Origin of the sequence: Larkinella knui (assembly GCF_003858645.1) — a bacterium.
Lineage (GTDB): Bacteria > Bacteroidota > Bacteroidia > Cytophagales > Spirosomataceae > Larkinella > Larkinella knui.
This window is the reverse complement of record NZ_RQJP01000002.1, coordinates 762,771-781,474: the sequence shown is the minus strand read 5'-3', so window position 1 is coordinate 781,474 and position 18,704 is coordinate 762,771. Positions and strand designations below refer to the sequence as shown.

Below are 18,704 nucleotides of genomic sequence, written 5' to 3'. Positions count from 1 at the left end.
ATGACTGCCATTATTGTCGATGATGAAAAACATTGCCGTGACGTGCTCGCCCTGCTGCTCCAGCGGTATTGCCCCCAGGTACAGCTTCTGGCGTCCTGCGTCGATGGAACCGAGGGCTATCAGGCCGTTGAAATGCACCACCCGGACCTGGTATTTCTCGACATCGAGATGCCCGGTATGAGCGGATTCGATATGCTCGAAGCGTGCCGGTTTACCAAGTTCGACGTTATTTTTACAACGGCTTATAACGAGTACGCCATCAAAGCCATCCGTCACAATGCGCTGGACTATATCCTGAAACCCATCGATAAGGACGAACTGGTGCAGGCCGTTCAGAAAGCGGAGCAGGAGCGGTTGACCCGGTCGACGCCCAAAGTCGAGAGCTTCATCGACTACCTGCATCGGCAGAAAACCGGCGACCGCATTGCGCTGCCCACGATGGAAGGGCTGCAAATTATCAACAGCGAAGAGATTTACTACTGCGAATCCGACGGTGGCTACACCCGGTTTTTCCTGACCAACGGCAAAGTGGTGCTGATTTCCAAGACTTTAAAAGAAGTGGAGGACGTGCTGGAAACCAAGGGCTTCTGCCGGGTTCACCACGGCTACCTCATCAACCTGCGTTACGTTCAACGCTACATTCGGGGCGATGGGGGCGAGGTGATCATGGAAAACAACAAAAACATCCCGGTTTCGCGTAACAAAAAACAGGAGTTCCTGAATTTGCTGGAGAAGATTTAAACTCGGTATACGGTTTTTGGTTTACGGTATTCGGTTTACGTTGGCTGACGCGTGCGTCCAACACTTGCGTCAGCCAACCGAAAACCGTATATCGAAAACCGTATACTCTACACCTCTTTTTCCACCGCAATATAGTGCGTCAATTCGCCCCGGTGGTTCCAGATGGGATCAATTTCGAGGTCACAAAGATACGGTATTCCCCCTTTCCGGTAATTAATCAATTGCTGGCAAATGGGTGTAATACGCTGACTTTGAGAGGCTAAGGCCAGTTCGTTCGAGAGCTGACGAATCCGGGCCGGATCGGTATCGGGCCCTTGCAGAAAACGGGGTGTCCGACCGATTACTTCATTGGGACTGTAACCGGTCATGGCCAGAAACTGGTGGCTAACCCACAAAATCGATTTGGCCGCATTGGAAACAATGAGCGTATAGCCGTCATGGAGCACCTTTTCGTAATTGCGCCGAAGTTTCCAGTCAAAAACCTCGGCGAAGTCCTGGAGCGTTTCCACTTCACGCCGGTGGTGACGATCCTGCGCCTGATCGAGCAGAAAGACCTCCAGCGAAGCCGCCGGGAACGGCCGGGCCGAAATAGAAGTGTGCTGTAGATACTCCGCGTACGATTGATTCAGATGCATAAATTATAGCCTTTCAGGGCTTTACGTATAGTATGGATGAGTTCACGAAAGTGGAAAAGATACGTGGTTTGATGGTGGTTACCAAAAACCGCCCGTTATTTTACCTCTAAAATAAGGCCCGTTGTCCACCGAAAATCATTGTTTTTGCGACCCGCGGCCACTACACTTTCGTACGAATTCTGAACGGACGTCCGCACGCCGATGAGCGAGGTGAGCCGAATTTGAAACGCCACGTTGCCATTCCACCGGAGGTTGGGCTGGTTGAGGGCCGGTTGCATAAAAACGGTATGCGTTACCGAATACCGCCCGTTATTCCACTGATATTCACCGTATACACGAGTTGAGTTACGCAAAACATTGATGTCTTTTACTTCTGCCGAGTTGGTAATAAAATCCGTGTATTCGTACAACAGCACATTGGTTACGGACAGATAGGCATTCTTGCGACTGAGCAGTTTATAGCCCACACCCCCGCCACCGGTGAGTCGTTGCCGGATTTTCCGCAAATTGCTGATTTCTACCGCCCCAAAACCGAGGTAATAAAAACGCCGTTCCTGCAGGATGGTGGTTCGGAAGTCGGCCAGAATTTCCCGTTCATTCAGGAGCTGATTTTGCCGCCCGTAGGCGAAAGACGGGTTGCTGGCAAACCGGAACAGACGGCTCACGGCCCAGTCGAACGAACTCCCGATCTGAACCAGCGCCCGGTTGACATTGCCCGCGGTGATGGTGCCGTCGGCGGTAATTTTATAATGAAAACCGGTCGGATCGCTGGCGGCAACGGTATCGGATTGGGCGGCTTCGTCCGGATTCCGGTCGGCATCCGTCGTGTCGGTAGCGGCCGTGTCCGTTGGGACCACCGTTTGTAACGTATCCGGAGTAATGACTTGAGCGATAGCGGATACCGGCAAAAACAAACAAAATAGCAGGCTGATTTTAGAGAAAGTCATGGGCAAAAATACGATGGCTTCTTGTCTATAACCCATGATGCCGTACATTTGGTCTGCTGTTGGTACCAAAATGATTCAATTGCCCTGCTTATGGCCGTGATTCGTTGGGGTGTTCTGGGCCTAGGCCGGATTGCCCATAAATTTGTTCAGGATCTCCAAACCGTTCCGAATGTCGAACTGCTGGCGGTGGCCTCCACCAGCCAGCAGCGGGCCGATGAATTTGCGGCCCGGTACGGCGCCAAATACGCGTACGGATCGTACGAAGCGCTGATCACCTGCGAAGGCCTGGATGTGGTGTATATCGCCACGACCCACAATCATCATTTCGAAAACACGATGCTGTGCCTCAACGCGGGCGTGGCGGTTTTGTGCGAAAAACCGTTCGCCATGAACGCGGATCAAGTGCGGCAGATGGTCGAAACGGCGCGGTCGAAACAGGTTTTTCTGATGGAAGCACTCTGGACCCGGTTCATGCCGTCGATTCAGAAAGCGCTGGAACTGGCGGAAAATCAGTCGATTGGGCGGGTGACCGGTTTGCGGGCGGATTTCGGTTTTATTGCGCCGGTAGTACCCGAAAAGCGGATGTATAACAAATCGCTGGGCGGGGGCTCGCTGATGGACATCGGTATTTATCCCCTGTTTTTGTCTTATGTGTTTTTGGGAAAACCGCAAACCGTGAAAGCTACGGCGGTTTTTGGTTCAACGGGGGTCGATGAACAATGCGGCATGGTGTTGACGTACGCCGAAAATCAGCTGGCGGTTTTGAACAGTACCGTCGTGTCGAAAACCGAAACCGATGCGGTGGTATATGGCGAAACGGGCAACCTCTATTTGCCCGGTCGTTTCCACGAAGGCGATTCGGTTGTGCACAAGCCCGGCGAAGATGAACCGCAAACGTTTACCTTTGCGCGAACAACCTGGGGCTATGACTACGAAGCCGAACACGTTTCGGACTGTTTGCGCCAGAACAAAACCGAAAGCCCGCTGTGGTCGCTCGACGACAGCCTGAACCTGATCGGTTTGCTGGATGCCGTTCGGGCCGAAGCCGGGATTGTATATGATGAAGATAAATAGATAAATTCTACACTTGTTATGAAAAAATCACTCCTTGCCTTTTCCGTTCTGACCTTCCTCGGCCATTCCCTCGTGGCCCAAACCTGGGAGCAGGTTCACTACAAAAATGAGTGCGAAAAACGCCACGAAAATGCAGCCGCCCTTGTCGGCGACAGCCTGTATGCCATCGGCGGTCGCGGTATGAAACCGCTGGAAGCGCTGAACCTGAAGACCCTGATGTGGAAAAAACTGCCGACGCCACCGGTGGAAATGAATCACTTTCAGGCGATTACCTACAAAGGCGAAATTTATGTGATGGGTGCTTTTGAAGGCAAATATCCCCACGAAACGCCGATTCCGAACATCTATATTTATAGCCCGAAAACCGGTGTCTGGCGCAAAGGGCCTGAAATTCCAAAACCGCAACTGCGCGGATCGGCCGGTGTGGTGGTGTATAACGACAAAATTTACATGGTTTGCGGTATTATCGACGGCCATTTCGACGGCCACGTTTCCCGCCTGGATGAGTATGATCCGAAAACCAACACCTGGAAACAACTGGCCGATGCGCCCCGAACCCGCGATCACATCAGTGCCGCGGTAGTCGGCACCAAAATGTACCTGGCGGGTGGCCGCCGTTCGTCGGCTAAAACCGGTCATGTGATCGATACAACCCTGCCGGAAGTCGATGTATACGATTTCAAAACCGGGAAGTGGGAAACGCTCCCGGCCGAAAGCAACTTCCCGACGCTGCGGGCGGGCAGCACGGCGGTTACAAAAGACAATAAAGTGTGGGTAATTGGTGGCGAAAGCGAGCAATTGCTGTCGCACAATGAAGCCGAAGTGCTCGACCCCAAAACCAACCGCTGGACGTCGGGGCCGAAGCTCCACGAAGGACGCCACGGCACGCAGGCGGTGGTGTACAAGAATAGCATTTACATCCTGGCCGGATCGGCCAACCACGGCGGTGGACCGGAATTGAACACCGTCGAAGTTTTAAAATAACCAATGAATCAACCAACTGATCGTTACGCGCAACGGGGTGTTTCGGCTTCCAAAGAAGACGTTCACAAGGCCATTGCCAACTTAGATAAGGGGCTCTTTCCCAAGGCGTTCTGTAAAATTGTTCCCGATGCGCTGGCGGGCGATCCCGACTATTGCACCATCATGCACGCCGATGGGGCCGGAACCAAGTCGTCGCTGGCGTATCTGTACTGGAAAGAAACCGGCGATCTGTCGGTCTGGCGGGGCATTGCGCAGGACGCCGTCGTGATGAATACCGACGACCTGATTTGCGTGGGGTCTACCGGCCCAATGCTGTTGTCGTCGACCATTGGCCGGAACAAAAATCTGATTCCGGGCGAGGTCATTGCCGAGATTATCGACGGAACCGAGGAGGTTCTGGAGATGCTGCGGCAACACGGGATCGACATTTCCAGCACCGGGGGCGAAACCGCCGATGTGGGCGATCTGGTGCGAACGATCATTGTCGACAGCACGGTGATTGCCCGGATGCGCCGGGACGAGGTGATCAGCAACGACCGGATTCAGGCCGGCGACGTGGTGGTCGGGCTGGCGTCATTTGGCCAGGCTACCTACGAGAAAACGTACAACGGCGGCATGGGCAGCAACGGCCTGACGTCCGCACGGCACGATGTGCTGGGGCATTATCTGGCGGACAAATACGCCGAAAGCTTCGACCCTGCCGTGGACCGGAGCCTGGTCTACAGCGGCTCGAAACAACTGACCGACCCGGTTCCAACGACCGGTTTGAATGTTGGACAATTGATTCTGTCGCCCACGCGTACGTACGCGCCGGTTGCAAAAGCGCTGTTGGATGAGTTGCGAAGCCAGATTCACGGCATGGTGCATTGCAGTGGAGGAGCGCAGACCAAAGTGCTGCATTTTATTGACAACCTGCACGTTATAAAGAATAATCTTTTTCCGATACCGCCTTTGTTTGCGCTGATTCAGCAGGAAAGCGGCACGGATTGGCAGGAAATGTACAAGGTGTTCAACATGGGCCATCGTCTGGAAATCTATCTGTCCGAAGCGAATGCCCAGCGGGTAATCGACCTGGCTGCCCGGTTTGGCATCGAAGGCCGGATTATCGGTCACGTCGAAGCTTTTGAAGGAAAGCGCGTGACGGTGCAGAGCGAAGTCGGATCGTTTGTCTATTAGACATACGGCTTTTGGGTTTACTTCATTTGTCATTTATCTAACTTCTCTTGTCTGTTACCATGGGCCAGGTCAAGATTTACGGAGTTCAGGAACCGCTGCGGGCGATCCGCAATGCGCTGTCGGACGTCATTCATTCCTGCGTGGTCGATGCGCTGCAATTTCCGCCAAACAAACGCGAGCACCGGTTTTTTTACCTCGAACCGGACGATTTTTTTATGCCGGAAGGCCGTACGGAAAACTACATTATCATCGAGATTTTGATGATCGAAGGCCGGACGATCGAGACGAAAAAGAAGCTGATCAATCTGCTTTTTGAGCGAATTAACCAGCAAATCGGTTTGGCGATGGCCGACATTGAAATCTGCATTCTGGAAAGTCCGGCCTACCAGTGGGGTTTTCGGGGAAAAACCGGCGACGAAGCAGCAATCAATTACAAAATCAACGTGTAACCAGATAGTTTATCGTTTATGGTTTTTAGTTTTAATTACTGTTGATAATCATATAGTTACTGTTTTTTAACCATTAACTGTAAACTATAAACCGGATCGCTATCAATGGTGCTGCACATTAAAGTGAAACCCGGCAGCAAAATCGACAAACTCTTCTTCGATGCGGCCGGGCAGTTGAATGCCAAGATCAAAGCTCCGGCGCAGGACGGAAAAGCCAATGCCTATCTGGTGGACTATCTGGCCCGGCAATTCGGTATTTCAAAATCTTCCATTGAACTTGTTTCCGGGTTTACCAATCCCCACAAACGGCTGGAAATCAACGCGAAAGATGCTGAAATTGCCCGGATTCTAGCGGGTTTGGAAGGCGCTAATTAAAAATAACGCCGGGTGCGTGTGACTTTTTATGGCTTGCGGCAACTAATACGCTTGAATCCATTCGTTGACTTTATCCGTGGCCAAAGCATCCTTACAGCAGGAATTCGTTCAGCTCATCGCGCGGCATCAGAAGCTGATCCACAGCCTTTGCAGTCTGTATTATCCCTTGCCGGAAGATCGTAAGGATCTTTTTCAGGAAATTGTGCTTCAACTCTGGAAGTCTTATCCCGCTTTTAATCACCAGTCGAAAGTCTCTACCTGGCTGTATCGCGTGGCACTCAATACGGTTTTCGCCCGAATCCGGAAAGAAAAGACGCGTCCTAAAAGCGAGTCTTTTTCCGAGCATCTGTTTCAGGTTCCGGCGTCGGAACCGGATGACGATCATGCGCTGGCAACGCAGGAATTATACCGGGCCATAAGCCAATTGGCAGACATGGATAAAGCCGTAATTATGCTCTATCTGGACGAACACACGTACGAAGAAATGGCAAGTATTTTAGGCCTGAGCCGAACCAATATAAGCACAAAAATGAACCGGATTAAAGCCCGGCTGGGCAAACTGTTAAAAAAAGAACTGCTATGAATACCGACGATTTAAAACCGATCTGGCAGGCCTATAAAGACCAGGCAGGCAGGCAATTGCAGTGGAGCGAAGACGACCTTTTGGGACTGATTAAAACGAAAACCGTTGCGTATCCGTGGTATAAGCCGTATCAACACGCGTTTCTTAATATTTGCGTCAGTTTCTTTCTGATCGGGATCGTAACCGGTTGTTAATCAAAACTCTATGCTTTCTCGTCTGCTGGTATTTATCATCTGGGATATGGATCCCCGCGTGTATACGCTGAAAATTTTCGGTTCCGAATGGCCCATAGCCTGGTACAGTTTGTTGTTTGCCGCCAGCTTTTTGTGCGGTCAGCAAGTCATGCGTTATGTATATAAACGGGAGCATAAACCGGTTGCCGATGTGGAAATCCTGACGCTGTATGTCGTAATGGCCACCGTTGTTGGTGCCCGGCTTGGCCATTATCTGTTTTATGAATGGGAATTGCTGATTTCTGCGCCCGGCCAGTGGTTTAAATCAATGGTAAGCCTGCCGTTTCGCGGTTTGGCCAGTCACGGAGCGACTCTGGCGATTCTGGTGGCTTTGTATCTGTACAGCCGGAAACGAAGCGGTCAGCGTTTTCTGTGGGTGGTCGATCGGATGGTGATTGTCGCCAGTCTGAGCGGTGTCCTGATTCGGCTGGGGAATTTGATGAATTCAGAAATCTACGGGAAGCCCACGAACCTGCCCTGGGGTTTTGTGTTTGTTCGGGAAACGGACCCTGAACTGCTGCCCATCGTGCCGCGCCATCCCACGCAAGTGTATGAAGCGCTGTTTTGCGTGGTTTTGCTCGGCTTGACCGGGTATTTATGGAAGCAGAAACGCCATCAGTTGCCGGAAGGATTCATCACCGGGGTATTTCTTGTGCTGCTGTTTAGCTTCCGGTTTCTGGTTGAGTTTCTGAAAACCAGTCAGGAAAGCTTTGAAAACAGCCTGGCCCTGAACATGGGGCAACTCCTGAGCATTCCGGTGGTTCTGACCGGTATCGTCATCCTGATTCTTGTCAACAAAAAATCCGGACCGGTTTTAATGGCGAAAGGTTGACCGTGTAGTTACGGTTTCCATTCCTTCGGTAGGCCAATTTGCCGGGCATACGGCCCCGGCCCATAGGTATGAATGAAGTCCAGCGCCTGGTTGACGTCGGTCTCAAATTCGATGTAATAATCCGAATCGATCTTCTGGAGTTTTTTCAAAATCGTCTCCGCTTTCTTGCCGACGAAGGCACAGAGATTCTGATTGTGGTGGTTTAACCGGGCAAAATGGCTGGGCTGGACGTTAAAAAATGCCGTCAGAATGTACAGATTCAGTTCAACTTCCCCGTATTTGTCCTTTGTAATCTTGACGTGGTGCGTAATGGCCGACGTGAGCGAACGCAGGGCTTTCAGCATCCAGCCGTCGGGGTGCGTGTAATGGCCGTTGGCGGTTTCGGCAATCTTCTCCTTGAGGTCGTGCCGCCGTTCCTCCGTGGTCGTTTCGCCCTCGATCAGCACAAAATGCAGCCGCTCGACCAGATCCTTGTCTTTGGCAATCAGCCGCAGGAGCAATTTGTCTTTCTCGACTGGCGGGAGTTTCAGAATTTCCTTTTTGAGGTCTTTTTCGATGGCTGGCATCTCCTACTATTTCCAAATTTCTCCAAAGTTAGGAAATAGTAGGAGATCAATCGATACGGTCGAATACCTGTTGGACTGGACACCTGTCAGGTCTTAAAGACCTGACAGGTGTCCAGTCCAACAAGGGTTAGCTTCAAATCCGCTGAAAAGCCACAATGGCGTTGTGGCCACCAAAGCCGAAGGTGTTGCTCATCACGACATCGACCGGCGTTTGAACCGCCACATTGGGCGTCAGGTTTAGTTCGGAACTGATGCGTTCGTCGCGCTCCTGGAGGTTGATTGTCGGCGGAATCGTGTTGTTCTGAATGGCCAGAATACCGGCAACGGCTTCGATGGCTCCGGCGGCTCCCAGCAAGTGGCCCGTCATCGATTTGGTGGCGCTGAGGTGCAGCCGGGCGGGGTTCTGACCAAATACTTTCTGAATGGCCTGGGCTTCGCTGAGATCGCCAACGGGTGTCGACGTTGCGTGAACATTCAGATAATCAACGTCTTCCGGTTTTAGGTTGGCTTCCCGCAGGGCTTCATTCATCGCCAGCGTGGCACCCAGTCCTTCGGGGTGGGTGGCCGTCATGTGATACGCATCGGCGGTGGCACCCGTGCCCACCAGTTCGGCGTAAATTTTGGCACCCCGGGCTTTGGCATGTTCGTATTCTTCCAGCACGATGGCGGCAGCGCCTTCGCCCAGCACAAAACCGTCGCGGTTGGCATCGAACGGTCGCGAAGCCGTAGCCGGGTCGTCGTTGCGTTCCGACAGGGCTTTCATGGCGTTGAAACCGCCGACGGCCACTTCCGTGACGACGGCTTCCGAACCGCCGGCAATGATCACCTCGGCCTTGCCCAACCGGATGTAATTAAAAGCATCGATCAGCGCGTGCGTCGCAGAGGCACAGGCCGATACCGGCGCAAAGTTGACGCCCCGAAAACCGTACCGAATCGAGATCAGTCCCGACGCCATGTTCGCAATCATCTTGGTGATGAAAAACGGATTGAAGCGCGGGTTGCGGCCACCGGCTCCGTAGGCAATCACCTCTTCCTGAAAGCTATACATCCCGCCAATGCCCGACGCCCAGATGACGCCCACGCGGTTGGGGTCGACTTTATCGTCGATCAGGTGCGCATCCCGAACGGCTTCGTCGGCCACTACCAGCGCATACTGGCTGTATTCGTCCATTTTGCGGGCTTCTTTCTTCTCCAGAAACTGAAGGACGTCGAAGCCTTTCACCTCGCAGGCAAACTTGGTTTTAAACAGGGTAGTGTCGAATTTGGTAATCATAGCGGCTCCGCTACGGCCCTCGACCAGCCCGTTCCAATAGTCTTCTACGGTATTTCCAATGGGTGTCAATGCTCCCAAACCTGTTACAACGACTCTCTTCATTTGATCATGCGGATGGTTTTACCCGTGCTTTTAATAGATAATTTGTTTTGAAACTGCCTGAAAATGAGCAACTCGTGCGGTTTTACAGACGTTCCAGAATACGGTTTCGGCAGTCGGTCAGCAAGCGTTCATTTTGAAATAGTTTTACCAGCAATAACGAGCCCTGTATTTCAGCCGTTGCCTGTTCGGCCAGTTCCTGCGCTTTTTCCCGCGGATGAGTATGCTGGTATATGTGCGCCAGAGCGGCCATGGCGTTGTTGAAATGGACACGCAGCGGCTCTTTAAACTCTTCGGTTACTAAAGCCGTTTCCAGTGTGGTATTACCCATCAGACAACCGCCTTCTGACCGGTTGATGCCATTGAACAGGGCATCGAGCAGGTCTTCCAGTCGCTGTTGGGGTGGTTTTTCTTCTGCGTAGGCAAGCGAAAATAGGATCTTTTCATTCTGCTCATTCGAATGGCGCAGTACCTCTTTCATCAAGACTTCCTTGCTGCTGAAGTAATGGTAGAAGCTACCTTTTAGTAAACCGCACGCCCGCGCCAGATCTTCCATCGTGGTTCGGTGGTAGCCCTGCCGTTTAAAAACCAGCATGGCTTTTTGCAAAATCTCCTCCCGTGTGACTTTCTGAACTGGCATGCTGCAAAAGTAAATGGTTCTTTTGATTTTACCAAACGTTTGTTTGATAAAAGTAAATCTATTGAGGAAGAATTATTTCGCAGAGATAAGCGGAGAAAAAAGAGTTAAGCAGAGAAAAAAACTTCGTTAAACTCTTTTGTACTCCGCTTATCTCTGCGAAATAACCTGTTAACCCGACTATCTTTGCACTATGATGTTACAAAATGACCTGTTGCTGCGGGCGGCCCGTGGCGAAAACGTAGAGCGCGTTCCCATCTGGCTGATGCGGCAAGCGGGCCGGATTCTGGCCGAATACCGCGCCGTTCGGGAAAAAGCCGGTAGCTTTATCAAGCTGGCTACCACGCCCGAACTGGCAGCCGAAGTGACTATTCAACCCGTTGATATTCTGGGTGTTGATGCTGCTATTATCTTCTCGGATATTCTGGTCATTCCGGAAGCGATGGGGCTGCCTTATGAAATGGCCGAACAACGGGGACCGGTTTTTCCGCAAACCGTTCGTACGGCCCAGGACCTGACCCGGCTGAAAGTGGCTGATGCTGAAAGTGATCTGGCCTACGTGCTGGATGCCATCAAAATTGTGAAAAAAGAATTGAACGGCCGGGTTCCGCTCATCGGTTTTGCCGGGGCACCGTTCACGATCTTTTGTTACATGACCGAAGGCCGGGGTTCCAAGACTTTCTCGGTGGCCAAGAAATTGTTGTATACCGATCCGGCGTTTTCGCACGCCCTGCTCCAGAAAATTACGGATAGCACGATCGATTATCTGAAAGCCCAGATTCGGGCCGGGGCCGATCTGGTGCAAATTTTCGATTCCTGGGCCGGTATTCTGTCGCCCGACCAGTACCGCACGTTTTCGCTGCCGTATATCAAACAGATTTGCGATGCTCTGGCCGCCACAGCCGGTGTTCCAGTGACGGTATTTGCCAAAGGTGCGTTCTTTGCCCGGCAGGAAATCGGGCAGTTGAATTGCTCGGTGGTCGGCCTCGACTGGAACATGGACGCGGCTGAATCGCGGCAGCTGATTCCGAATAAAACCCTGCAAGGCAATCTCGATCCGTGCGTTCTATACGCCGATTACGGCCAGATCAAGGCGGAAGTAAAGAAAATGCTACAGACGTTTGGTACCCAGCGGTACATTGCCAATTTGGGCCACGGCGTTTATCCGGATACGGACCCGGAGAAGGTTAAATATTTTATCGAGACCGTCAAAGAGTACACCCTATGAGCGACAAGAAAAAAGCGGAAGCCGTGTTTACGCGGTTTACTGAAGCGGAAACGAAAGTATTTGACGCCCAGGAAGAAGCCATTCAGTATTTGGAACAAGGTGCCAAAGACAAGGAAATACAGCCCGTGGCGGTTATCGTCAATTATAAAGTGGTCTGGCGCTACCACAACAACCGGGGGAAAGAGTATACTGACGATTACATTAATGAAATCAGGCGACGGGCTCAGTAAAACACTCGAATCGACTGGCGTTTCCTGACCGGGTTCACAGTTGCGGCCCGGCGCTGTATTTATCTTCTTAAAACAAAAACCGGCTGATTTGGGTATATCATCAATACCCCTGGTTTAGGGGTGCTTTTTGACTCAATCCCACTTGGGTTAACTTCGTTTTACCCCTAACTAGTCAGTCGTCGTATGGAAAATATAGCCCCTTCACATTCTGGTAACAAAGGTTTTTTTGAGCGTTTTTCGACGAGCGTTGCCAAAGCCACAGGTTCGTCGCTGGCCTTTATTCTGGCTTTAGCGACGGTCATTGTCTGGGGCATAACCGGACCTTTGTTCAATTTCTCGGAAAACTGGCAATTGCTTATCAATACCGGAACGACCATTGTCACGTTTCTGATGGTTTTTGTCATCCAGAAAGCCCAGAACAAGGAATCGCTCTCCGTCCAGCTTAAATTGAATGAACTGATTGCGGCTACTAAAGGAGCCAGCAACCGCCTGATCGATAGCGAAGACTTGAGCGAGGAGGAGTTGGCGGTTTTATACCGGCATTATTGCACAATGGCCGAACTGACCAAAAAAACCAGCGACTTGCGCAAGTCCCACTCCGTGGAAGAAGCCATCAAAGAAACCCGGGAAAAATTGAAGGAAGAAAACGGATAAGGTTGGCTTATTGCCGAATGGCGTTATCATCAAATTTCTCCATCATCGTCTCCGGTTTAGCGAGTTCTGTAAAACCAAACTGCTGGTATAAACCGTGGGCGTCGCGGGTGGCCAGCAGCCAGCGACGGATAATCTGCAGATCGGGATGCGCCATGATGGTCGCCATGAGCCACTTCGAAAGCCCCTGACCGCGATACTTTTCCAGCACGAAAACGTTGCCCAGATACGCGAACGACGTGTAGTTGGTGAGCACCTGTGCGTAGCCAATTAGATTTTCGCCCTCATACAGACCGAAATGCAGCGTCGAATGGTCCATCTGTTTTTGCAGCGTTTCGCGGCTGATGCCGGTGGCCCAATACGAATGGTGGGCCAGAAAGTCGTGAATGACTTCAATTTGCAACCGCGACGGGTCGGTCGAAATGGTATACTTTCCCTGGTGTACTTCCATGATTTCAGAGTAAATTTTCCTTGATCGCTTCGACTTTTAATCGCGCTTTATCAATGGGGACGACGCCCAGCGATTCGCAGACCAGGCCCCCGGCCAGGTTCGACAGACCGGCGATGAAACGGGGTGGCAAACCGAGGGCGACACAACAGGCGGCAACGCTGATGACGGTATCACCCGCGCCCGACACGTCCGAAATCTGCCGGATATGGGCCGGAAACCGGTGGATTTCATCCTGGAAATCAATAAAAACGCCCCGCTCCGAGAGCGTTATCAAAGCGCCTTTGATGTTCAACCGGGATTTTAACTGATTGACGGCGGCCTGAAACTCCGAAGCCCGGGTGGCGTCAAAATCGATTTTCAGCCCTTCTTTCAGCTCTTTCAAATTGGGTTTGAATAAAGTGGTATCATGGTAGGCCAGGAAATTCCGTTTCTTGGGGTCAACCACCGTCGGAACGCCCTGTTCATTGGCAAAAGCCGTCATCTCGGCAATGGCTTCCGCGCTCAGAACGCCTTTGTCATAATCCTGAAAAATGAGCACCTGGCACGTCGGGATCAGCTCTTTTGCTTTGGTAATGAGTGCGTTGCGTTCCTGTTGATTGATGTACCGATCGGTTTCCGTATCCACCCGAACCACCTGCTGCGAACCGGCCATGATCCGCTCCTTGATGGTGGTCGTCCGGGAATCACTTCGGATCAGTCCGTCACAATTCAAACGACGCTCGTTGAGTTGCCCGATGAGCCGGTCGCCCGGTTCGTCGGTACCGATGACGGAACAAATAATGGCTTCGGCACCCAGCGCCTGTACATTCAGCAGAACGTTACCGGCTCCACCCAGCCGCAATTCCCGCCGTTGGACGGTTACCACCGGCACGGGAGCTTCCGGCGAAATCCGGTCGACGCGGCCCCAGACGTAGGAATCGAGCATCACGTCGCCGACGATCAGAACCCGGAGCGAATTAAACGCTTCAAAAATAGCTTCAATGGATGTGGTATCGACCCCTTTGGTCATAGTCGGCTTGTTTAGTTGGGATTACCCCTTCATTTCAAAAGAGGCTTCAATTTGGCGGTCCAGATCTCGTATCCTTTCGGGTTCATGTGCAGGCTGTCGGGCCGGAACAAGTCTCCCCGGATTTGCCCGTTGGCGTCGAGCATGGCCGAGTAGATATCCAGATACTGCGCCTGCGACTGCTTTGACAAATAGGTCTTGATCAGGCTATTCGCTTCCATCGTAATGGGTAAATACGGCCGGCGCGACGGGCTGGGTTTCATCGAAATGAAAACAACCGGCGTTTTAGGCAACGCTTTCCGGATCCTGGTGAACAGGGTGACAAAGCGGTCGCACACCTCCTGAGCCGTTACGGTGCCGCTGGCTACGTCGTTCTCACCGGCGTAAATAACAATCTGTTTGGGTTTGTAAGGAAGAATGGCGCGGTCGGCAAAGTGAATGACATCGGGCAATTTGGAACCGCCAAACCCGCGGTTGAGCACCTTTTTATCCGGAAAATCGGCCTGAAGGGATTGCCAGAGTTTGATAGACGAACTGCCGGTGAACAGAATGGCGTCTTTGGGTGGGGGTGTGGTTTGGTCCTGCTGCTCGAACGCTTTGATTTCATTTTCAAACGGAACCGGTTGCTGGGCAAAGGCAACGGATTGAAGGATGATGGTTAAGAGAAATAGAAATGAAGATTTTTTCATACAGGATTAGGAATCGTTTTAAAATTGCCTTTTGTTTTTAGCCTCAGCCCACGGTTTTAACGGTTTACCGTTTAGATCATCAAAAACCGTTAAAACGGTTGAATGGATCAATCCAATCGGTTTTCTTCGGTCCCACGGTTAAAACCGTGGGCTGTTATTCTTTCACAAAAACTGCACAACCGACTCCAGCCCCATGCCCCGCGAACCTTTGATCAGAATCGCCGTGTCTTGAAACGGATTGTCCATAATCCAGTTGTGTAACGAAAATTTGTCGGGGAAATAATACGCTTTCGGCAACGCACCCAGCGCATACCGCATGTCTTTTCCGGCCAGAATGACGGTATCGAACCGGCCCTGCGCAATCAGCTCACCCAACGCGGCATGTTCGGCCGGACTTTCGTCGCCGAGTTCGTACATGTCGCCCAGAATCAACACTTTATGAGCCGCATCCTGTTTCATAAAGTTCTGAATAGCCGCGGCCATCGAGCTCGGGTTGGCATTGTAAGCATCCATCACAATGGTGTTGCTGCCCTTTCGAATGATCTGCGAGCGGTTGTTGGTCGGGTTATAACTGGCAATGGCTTCGTTTGCGGCCTCCGCCGGGACGCCAAAAAACTTCCCCAGACAGAGTGCAGCCGCCATGTTGTCGAAATTATAGCGACCCGGTAAATGCGTCGTTACAACCTGACCCACTTCGTCTTTATAAACCACTACTGGATTGTCGGTCAGAATTTCGTATTGATCGGTGAGCTGATAGAAAACGGCCTCGCGAAAAAGCCGTTCCGCAAACATGGCCATCAAAACCTCACTTTGGGCGTTCACGAAAACCGTTCCGCCCGTGGTGGCCAGGAAATCGAACAGTTCGCCTTTGCCTTTCCGCACGCCTTCCACACCGCCAAAACCTTCCAGATGGGCTTTTCCGATGTTTGTAATCAAACCGTGCGTGGGCTGGGCAATGGAGCACAGCAACCGGATCTCACCCTGGTGATTGGCACCCATTTCCACGACAGCAATCTCGTACGTTTCGTCGATGCCTAACAACGTGAGCGGAACGCCGATGTGGTTGTTGAGATTTCCCAGCGTAGCGTACGTCCGGTATTTTCGCGATAGCACACTGGCGATCAGTTCTTTGGTGGTGGTCTTTCCGTTCGATCCGGTTAGGCCAATCACCGGAATGCCTAGCCTATTCCGGTGATAACGAGCCAGTTCCTGCAACGCCAGCAGGCTGTCATCGACCAGCAAATACCGATTATCCGTGGCCAGATCGGGGTTGTCGACCAGGGCGTAGCGGGCACCTTTTTCCAGCGCATCATTGGCGAATAAATTTCCGTCGAACTTATCGCCTTTGAGTGCGACATACAGACAACCTTCTGTAATTTTACGGGTATCGGTCGATACGCCCGCGCATTCGCGGTAGCGATCGTACAATTCAGGAATGGATATAACCATTTTCCGGAAAGAAGTAAACCAACGTTGTGAGTCTGTTCGTTATCAATTAACCGCACGGCCAGCGCGTCGATCGCTGTCAGGCGGTTAATGGGCCAAAGTTACATGAAAAAGCTGTTTACCATACTTTGTTTTCTGATTCTTCACATCGCCCGCGCGCAAACCGGCGGTTCCTTTTCGTTTCGATACGAGGCCGGAGCAACGGTCAAAATTGTGGGCCGGAACCTGACCAATCCGTGGGCGGGCGGCATCAACGGGGCGCAATATTCCACCATCCAGCTTAACGCCGACACGGTGCAGGACCTGGTCCTGTATGACCGGCAAACCAGTCGGATTATGACGTTTGTGGCTGAAAAACAGGCCAATGCGAGCTATTTGTGGCGGTATGCTCCGCAGTACGAACAGCAGTTTCCGGCCATCACCTACGGCACCTGGATGCTGCTGGTTGATTATGACCACGACGGTAGAAAAGACCTGTTTACGCACTCCAACGGCGGCCTGCGGATTCTGCAAAATACCGCAACGAATGGTAAATTATCGTGGAAAACCATCGCCGACCCGGTTTACCACGAAGGGCTCTCCGGAACCCTGAATCTGTACATCAACTCGGTCGATATTCCGGCGATTCTGGATGTGGACAACGACGGCGACATTGATATTCTGACGTATGACATCAACGGCGGAACCGCGAATTTGTACCAGAATATGAGCGTCGAACGCAAAAAAGACCCGAATGGGCTGGATTACAAACGAATCGGTTTTTGCTGGGGCAATTTCAAAAGTGACGATGACTGCGACGAATTTACGTTTGGACTGGACTGCGTTTACGTGGGCAACGAAACCGGGGGCGATAATGCGGGCGCGCGGGTGAAACACAATGGCAATTCGATGCTGGTGATCGACGTCGACGGGGACGGAAACAAGGATTTGCTGACGGCACACGTCACCTGTCCGCACGTTTCGATGCTGACCAACGTGGGCGGCAATGGAGCCTCCACGCGTTTTGCGAGTTATACCAACCGCTTTCCGGCTACCAATCCCATCTCATTCGATGTCTTTCCGGCGCTGTATGCCGAAGACCTTGATTTCGACGGCCTGAAAGACCTTGTGGCTTCGCCCAACACATACGGGAATGACGGCAATCTGATCGATTTTCGGGCTTCCAACTGGTTTTATAAAAATGCCGGAACCGCCAAACTGCCTAATTTTCAATATGGTAGTAAAAGTTTTTTGCAGGAAGACATGATCGATTTTGGCGAAGGCGCTACCCCGGTTCTGGCCGATCTGGACGGCGACGGCGATATGGATTTGCTGGTAGGAAATGCGGGCGTTCGGTCGGCGAGTGGCTACCGGGCCAGCATTGCGCATTTTGAAAATACCGGTACGAAAAGTAAACCGGCTTTTGAACTACGAACCACGGATTACCTGAAACTCTCCGAACAGTTTCTGTTGACGGATCTGAAAATCGCCGTGGCCGACATCGACGGCAACAACAGCTTTGATCTGATCTTTACCGGCAATTCGATCAACCGGGCGCCGGAAATGCGGTATATTCTGAATCAGGCCGGACGGGGTGCGGCTTTTCAACTCGACGCAACGAAAGTGCAGCAAATTCCGACGCCCGACCGGCTGGGGATCATCGACATGCCAACCTGGTTTGACGTGGACCGCGATGGAAAAACCGATTTGCTGATCGGCAAACAGAACGGCTCGATTGAATACCACCGCAATACCGGTACGGCGGCAGCACCAAAATACGCGTTGCAGCAACAGAACTACGGACAGATCAACGTTTTACCCGGCGCCACCAGCCCATCCATTGTGGTGATTGACCTCAACGGCGACCAGCGCCCTGAACTACTGACCGGCACCCGTGATGGCATCATGAAACTTTACCAACTGCCCGACCAACCCACCAACCCCATGCTCTTGCTGGATTCAACGCTGGTTATCAATGAATTGACGCAGACTGCGGATCAGGGTACCCCCGGTGGCAACCTGGCGCTAACGGCCGCCGATCTCGACGGCGACGGTTTGCCGGAAGTGCTGGCCGGCACAAGCACCGGCGGGGTTCGTTACCTCCGGAATACCTCCGAAAAAGTGATCATTACCGGCACGGAAGAGGAAGAAGCCAGGCTGCCCTGGGTCTATCCCAGTCCGACCGACCGGTTTTTACGGGTAAAGTCGCCCAACAACGGCGTGGTGCAGGTCCTCAACCTGCTGGGGCAACCCGTAACGGCCCGGCTGGCGGTGCAGGCTCATACCGAAGCCACGATTGATCTGGGGAATCTGCCGGTTGGCGTGTACCTCGTCCGTTTGCTGCGCGAAGGCCAGCCCGTTCGGCACCAGAAGGTAGTTTTGTCGAAATAGAAACGGTTGTTTCATTACTTTTGCGATGA

22 protein-coding genes are annotated in these 18,704 nt (G+C 52.1%); 13 read left to right on the top strand and 9 right to left on the bottom strand.

What is annotated here, in order from left to right:
- Entirely contained in the window at positions 1-741 is a 741-nt protein-coding gene (locus EHT87_RS12105) for a LytR/AlgR family response regulator transcription factor (protein ID WP_124906878.1), read from the top strand.
- A 107-nt stretch (positions 742-848) separates the two neighbouring features.
- Here the strand turns inward: EHT87_RS12105 and EHT87_RS12100 are convergent, their stop codons facing one another.
- Positions 849-1,376, bottom strand: a complete 528-nt coding sequence (locus EHT87_RS12100) for a PAS domain-containing protein (RefSeq protein ID WP_124906877.1) — start codon at positions 1,374-1,376, stop codon at positions 849-851.
- 95 nt (positions 1,377-1,471) lie between these two features.
- Positions 1,472-2,359 (bottom strand): DUF481 domain-containing protein, encoded by an 888-nt coding sequence (locus tag EHT87_RS12095; RefSeq protein WP_229321016.1) that lies wholly within the window; start codon positions 2,357-2,359, stop codon positions 1,472-1,474.
- Positions 2,360-2,413: 54 nt separating this feature from the next.
- Between EHT87_RS12095 and EHT87_RS12090 the strand changes: the two genes are divergently transcribed.
- The 8 genes from EHT87_RS12090 (at position 2,414) to lgt (ending at position 8,029) form a co-directional block, all read left to right on the top strand.
- Positions 2,414-3,397 (top strand): Gfo/Idh/MocA family protein, encoded by a 984-nt coding sequence (locus EHT87_RS12090; protein WP_310587545.1) that lies wholly within the window; start codon positions 2,414-2,416, stop codon positions 3,395-3,397.
- 18 nt (positions 3,398-3,415) lie between these two features.
- A complete protein-coding gene (locus EHT87_RS12085) occupies positions 3,416-4,381 on the top strand; it encodes a Kelch repeat-containing protein (protein WP_124906875.1) in 966 nt (321 codons plus the stop codon).
- Between the two features lie 3 nt (positions 4,382-4,384).
- Complete coding sequence (locus EHT87_RS12080) at positions 4,385-5,557, top strand: AIR synthase related protein (RefSeq protein ID WP_124906874.1); 1,173 nt, start codon at positions 4,385-4,387, stop codon at positions 5,555-5,557.
- Positions 5,558-5,604: 47 nt separating this feature from the next.
- Entirely contained in the window at positions 5,605-6,006 is a 402-nt protein-coding gene (locus EHT87_RS12075) for a tautomerase family protein (protein ID WP_229321014.1), read from the top strand.
- A gap of 105 nt (positions 6,007-6,111) precedes the next feature.
- Entirely contained in the window at positions 6,112-6,381 is a 270-nt protein-coding gene (locus tag EHT87_RS12070) for a DUF167 domain-containing protein (RefSeq protein WP_124906873.1), read from the top strand.
- Between the two features lie 64 nt (positions 6,382-6,445).
- A complete protein-coding gene (locus EHT87_RS12065; protein WP_229321012.1) occupies positions 6,446-6,964 on the top strand; it encodes an RNA polymerase sigma factor in 519 nt (172 codons plus the stop codon).
- Positions 6,961-7,158, top strand: a complete 198-nt coding sequence (locus EHT87_RS12060) for a hypothetical protein (RefSeq protein WP_124906871.1) — start codon at positions 6,961-6,963, stop codon at positions 7,156-7,158. Before EHT87_RS12065 ends, EHT87_RS12060 begins: the two co-directional genes overlap by 4 nt.
- Positions 7,159-7,168: 10 nt before the next feature.
- Complete coding sequence (lgt, locus tag EHT87_RS12055) at positions 7,169-8,029, top strand: prolipoprotein diacylglyceryl transferase (protein WP_229321010.1); 861 nt, start codon at positions 7,169-7,171, stop codon at positions 8,027-8,029.
- Positions 8,030-8,037: 8 nt separating this feature from the next.
- Here the strand turns inward: lgt and EHT87_RS12050 are convergent, their stop codons facing one another.
- The 3 genes from EHT87_RS12050 to EHT87_RS12040 form a co-directional block, all read right to left on the bottom strand.
- The gene (locus tag EHT87_RS12050; protein WP_124906870.1) at positions 8,038-8,595 is read right to left on the bottom strand and encodes a hypothetical protein; all 558 of its coding nucleotides are present in this window, start codon (positions 8,593-8,595) and stop codon (positions 8,038-8,040) included.
- 133 nt (positions 8,596-8,728) lie between these two features.
- Positions 8,729-9,970: a beta-ketoacyl-ACP synthase II gene (fabF, locus tag EHT87_RS12045; RefSeq protein WP_124906869.1), complete on the bottom strand. Its 1,242-nt coding sequence runs from the start codon at positions 9,968-9,970 to the stop codon at positions 8,729-8,731.
- A gap of 82 nt (positions 9,971-10,052) precedes the next feature.
- Positions 10,053-10,607: a TetR/AcrR family transcriptional regulator gene (locus tag EHT87_RS12040; RefSeq protein ID WP_124906868.1), complete on the bottom strand. Its 555-nt coding sequence runs from the start codon at positions 10,605-10,607 to the stop codon at positions 10,053-10,055.
- Positions 10,608-10,797: 190 nt separating this feature from the next.
- Here EHT87_RS12040 and hemE point away from each other — a divergent pair, with 190 nt between their 5' ends.
- The 3 genes from hemE (at position 10,798) to EHT87_RS12025 (ending at position 12,716) form a co-directional block, all read left to right on the top strand.
- Complete coding sequence (hemE, locus tag EHT87_RS12035; RefSeq protein ID WP_124906867.1) at positions 10,798-11,832, top strand: uroporphyrinogen decarboxylase; 1,035 nt, start codon at positions 10,798-10,800, stop codon at positions 11,830-11,832.
- Positions 11,829-12,062: a hypothetical protein gene (locus EHT87_RS12030; protein WP_124906866.1), complete on the top strand. Its 234-nt coding sequence runs from the start codon at positions 11,829-11,831 to the stop codon at positions 12,060-12,062. Before hemE ends, EHT87_RS12030 begins: the two co-directional genes overlap by 4 nt.
- 183 nt (positions 12,063-12,245) lie before the next feature.
- Complete coding sequence (locus tag EHT87_RS12025) at positions 12,246-12,716, top strand: low affinity iron permease family protein (RefSeq protein ID WP_124906865.1); 471 nt, start codon at positions 12,246-12,248, stop codon at positions 12,714-12,716.
- Positions 12,717-12,723: 7 nt separating this feature from the next.
- Here EHT87_RS12025 and EHT87_RS12020 read toward each other — a convergent pair whose 3' ends face one another.
- From EHT87_RS12020 to EHT87_RS12005, 4 genes are all read right to left on the bottom strand, one after another.
- Positions 12,724-13,164: a GNAT family N-acetyltransferase gene (locus EHT87_RS12020; RefSeq protein ID WP_124906864.1), complete on the bottom strand. Its 441-nt coding sequence runs from the start codon at positions 13,162-13,164 to the stop codon at positions 12,724-12,726.
- Positions 13,165-13,168: 4 nt separating this feature from the next.
- Entirely contained in the window at positions 13,169-14,173 is a 1,005-nt protein-coding gene (locus tag EHT87_RS12015; protein ID WP_124906863.1) for a bifunctional heptose 7-phosphate kinase/heptose 1-phosphate adenyltransferase, read from the bottom strand.
- 29 nt (positions 14,174-14,202) lie between these two features.
- Positions 14,203-14,859 carry an SGNH/GDSL hydrolase family protein gene (locus EHT87_RS12010; protein WP_124906862.1) on the bottom strand — a complete coding sequence of 219 codons (657 nt, stop codon included), beginning with the start codon at positions 14,857-14,859 and terminating at the stop codon, positions 14,203-14,205.
- 162 nt (positions 14,860-15,021) lie between these two features.
- Positions 15,022-16,308, bottom strand: a complete 1,287-nt coding sequence (locus EHT87_RS12005) for a UDP-N-acetylmuramoyl-tripeptide--D-alanyl-D-alanine ligase (protein ID WP_124906861.1) — start codon at positions 16,306-16,308, stop codon at positions 15,022-15,024.
- Positions 16,309-16,410: 102 nt separating this feature from the next.
- Here EHT87_RS12005 and EHT87_RS12000 point away from each other — a divergent pair, with 102 nt between their 5' ends.
- A complete protein-coding gene (locus tag EHT87_RS12000) occupies positions 16,411-18,675 on the top strand; it encodes an FG-GAP-like repeat-containing protein (RefSeq protein WP_124906860.1) in 2,265 nt (754 codons plus the stop codon).
- The last annotated feature ends 29 nt before the right edge of the window (positions 18,676-18,704 follow it).

What these genes read in the sequence shown, in the direction of transcription:
- EHT87_RS12105 (WP_124906878.1), top strand. Translation starts at nt 1, where the DNA reads ATGACTGCCATTATTGTCGATGATGAAAAACATTGCCGTGACGTGCTC.
- EHT87_RS12100 (WP_124906877.1), bottom strand. Translation starts at nt 1,376, where the DNA reads ATGCATCTGAATCAATCGTACGCGGAGTATCTACAGCACACTTCTATT.
- EHT87_RS12095 (WP_229321016.1), bottom strand. Translation starts at nt 2,359, where the DNA reads ATGGGTTATAGACAAGAAGCCATCGTATTTTTGCCCATGACTTTCTCT.
- EHT87_RS12090 (WP_310587545.1), top strand. Translation starts at nt 2,414, where the DNA reads ATGGCCGTGATTCGTTGGGGTGTTCTGGGCCTAGGCCGGATTGCCCAT.
- EHT87_RS12085 (WP_124906875.1), top strand. Translation starts at nt 3,416, where the DNA reads ATGAAAAAATCACTCCTTGCCTTTTCCGTTCTGACCTTCCTCGGCCAT.
- EHT87_RS12080 (WP_124906874.1), top strand. Translation starts at nt 4,385, where the DNA reads ATGAATCAACCAACTGATCGTTACGCGCAACGGGGTGTTTCGGCTTCC.
- EHT87_RS12070 (WP_124906873.1), top strand. Translation starts at nt 6,112, where the DNA reads ATGGTGCTGCACATTAAAGTGAAACCCGGCAGCAAAATCGACAAACTC.
- EHT87_RS12060 (WP_124906871.1), top strand. Translation starts at nt 6,961, where the DNA reads ATGAATACCGACGATTTAAAACCGATCTGGCAGGCCTATAAAGACCAG.
- lgt (WP_229321010.1), top strand. Translation starts at nt 7,169, where the DNA reads ATGCTTTCTCGTCTGCTGGTATTTATCATCTGGGATATGGATCCCCGC.
- EHT87_RS12050 (WP_124906870.1), bottom strand. Translation starts at nt 8,595, where the DNA reads ATGCCAGCCATCGAAAAAGACCTCAAAAAGGAAATTCTGAAACTCCCG.
- fabF (WP_124906869.1), bottom strand. Translation starts at nt 9,970, where the DNA reads ATGAAGAGAGTCGTTGTAACAGGTTTGGGAGCATTGACACCCATTGGA.
- EHT87_RS12040 (WP_124906868.1), bottom strand. Translation starts at nt 10,607, where the DNA reads ATGCCAGTTCAGAAAGTCACACGGGAGGAGATTTTGCAAAAAGCCATG.
- hemE (WP_124906867.1), top strand. Translation starts at nt 10,798, where the DNA reads ATGATGTTACAAAATGACCTGTTGCTGCGGGCGGCCCGTGGCGAAAAC.
- EHT87_RS12030 (WP_124906866.1), top strand. Translation starts at nt 11,829, where the DNA reads ATGAGCGACAAGAAAAAAGCGGAAGCCGTGTTTACGCGGTTTACTGAA.
- EHT87_RS12025 (WP_124906865.1), top strand. Translation starts at nt 12,246, where the DNA reads ATGGAAAATATAGCCCCTTCACATTCTGGTAACAAAGGTTTTTTTGAG.
- EHT87_RS12020 (WP_124906864.1), bottom strand. Translation starts at nt 13,164, where the DNA reads ATGGAAGTACACCAGGGAAAGTATACCATTTCGACCGACCCGTCGCGG.
- EHT87_RS12015 (WP_124906863.1), bottom strand. Translation starts at nt 14,173, where the DNA reads ATGACCAAAGGGGTCGATACCACATCCATTGAAGCTATTTTTGAAGCG.
- EHT87_RS12010 (WP_124906862.1), bottom strand. Translation starts at nt 14,859, where the DNA reads ATGAAAAAATCTTCATTTCTATTTCTCTTAACCATCATCCTTCAATCC.
- EHT87_RS12005 (WP_124906861.1), bottom strand. Translation starts at nt 16,308, where the DNA reads ATGGTTATATCCATTCCTGAATTGTACGATCGCTACCGCGAATGCGCG.
- EHT87_RS12000 (WP_124906860.1), top strand. Translation starts at nt 16,411, where the DNA reads ATGAAAAAGCTGTTTACCATACTTTGTTTTCTGATTCTTCACATCGCC.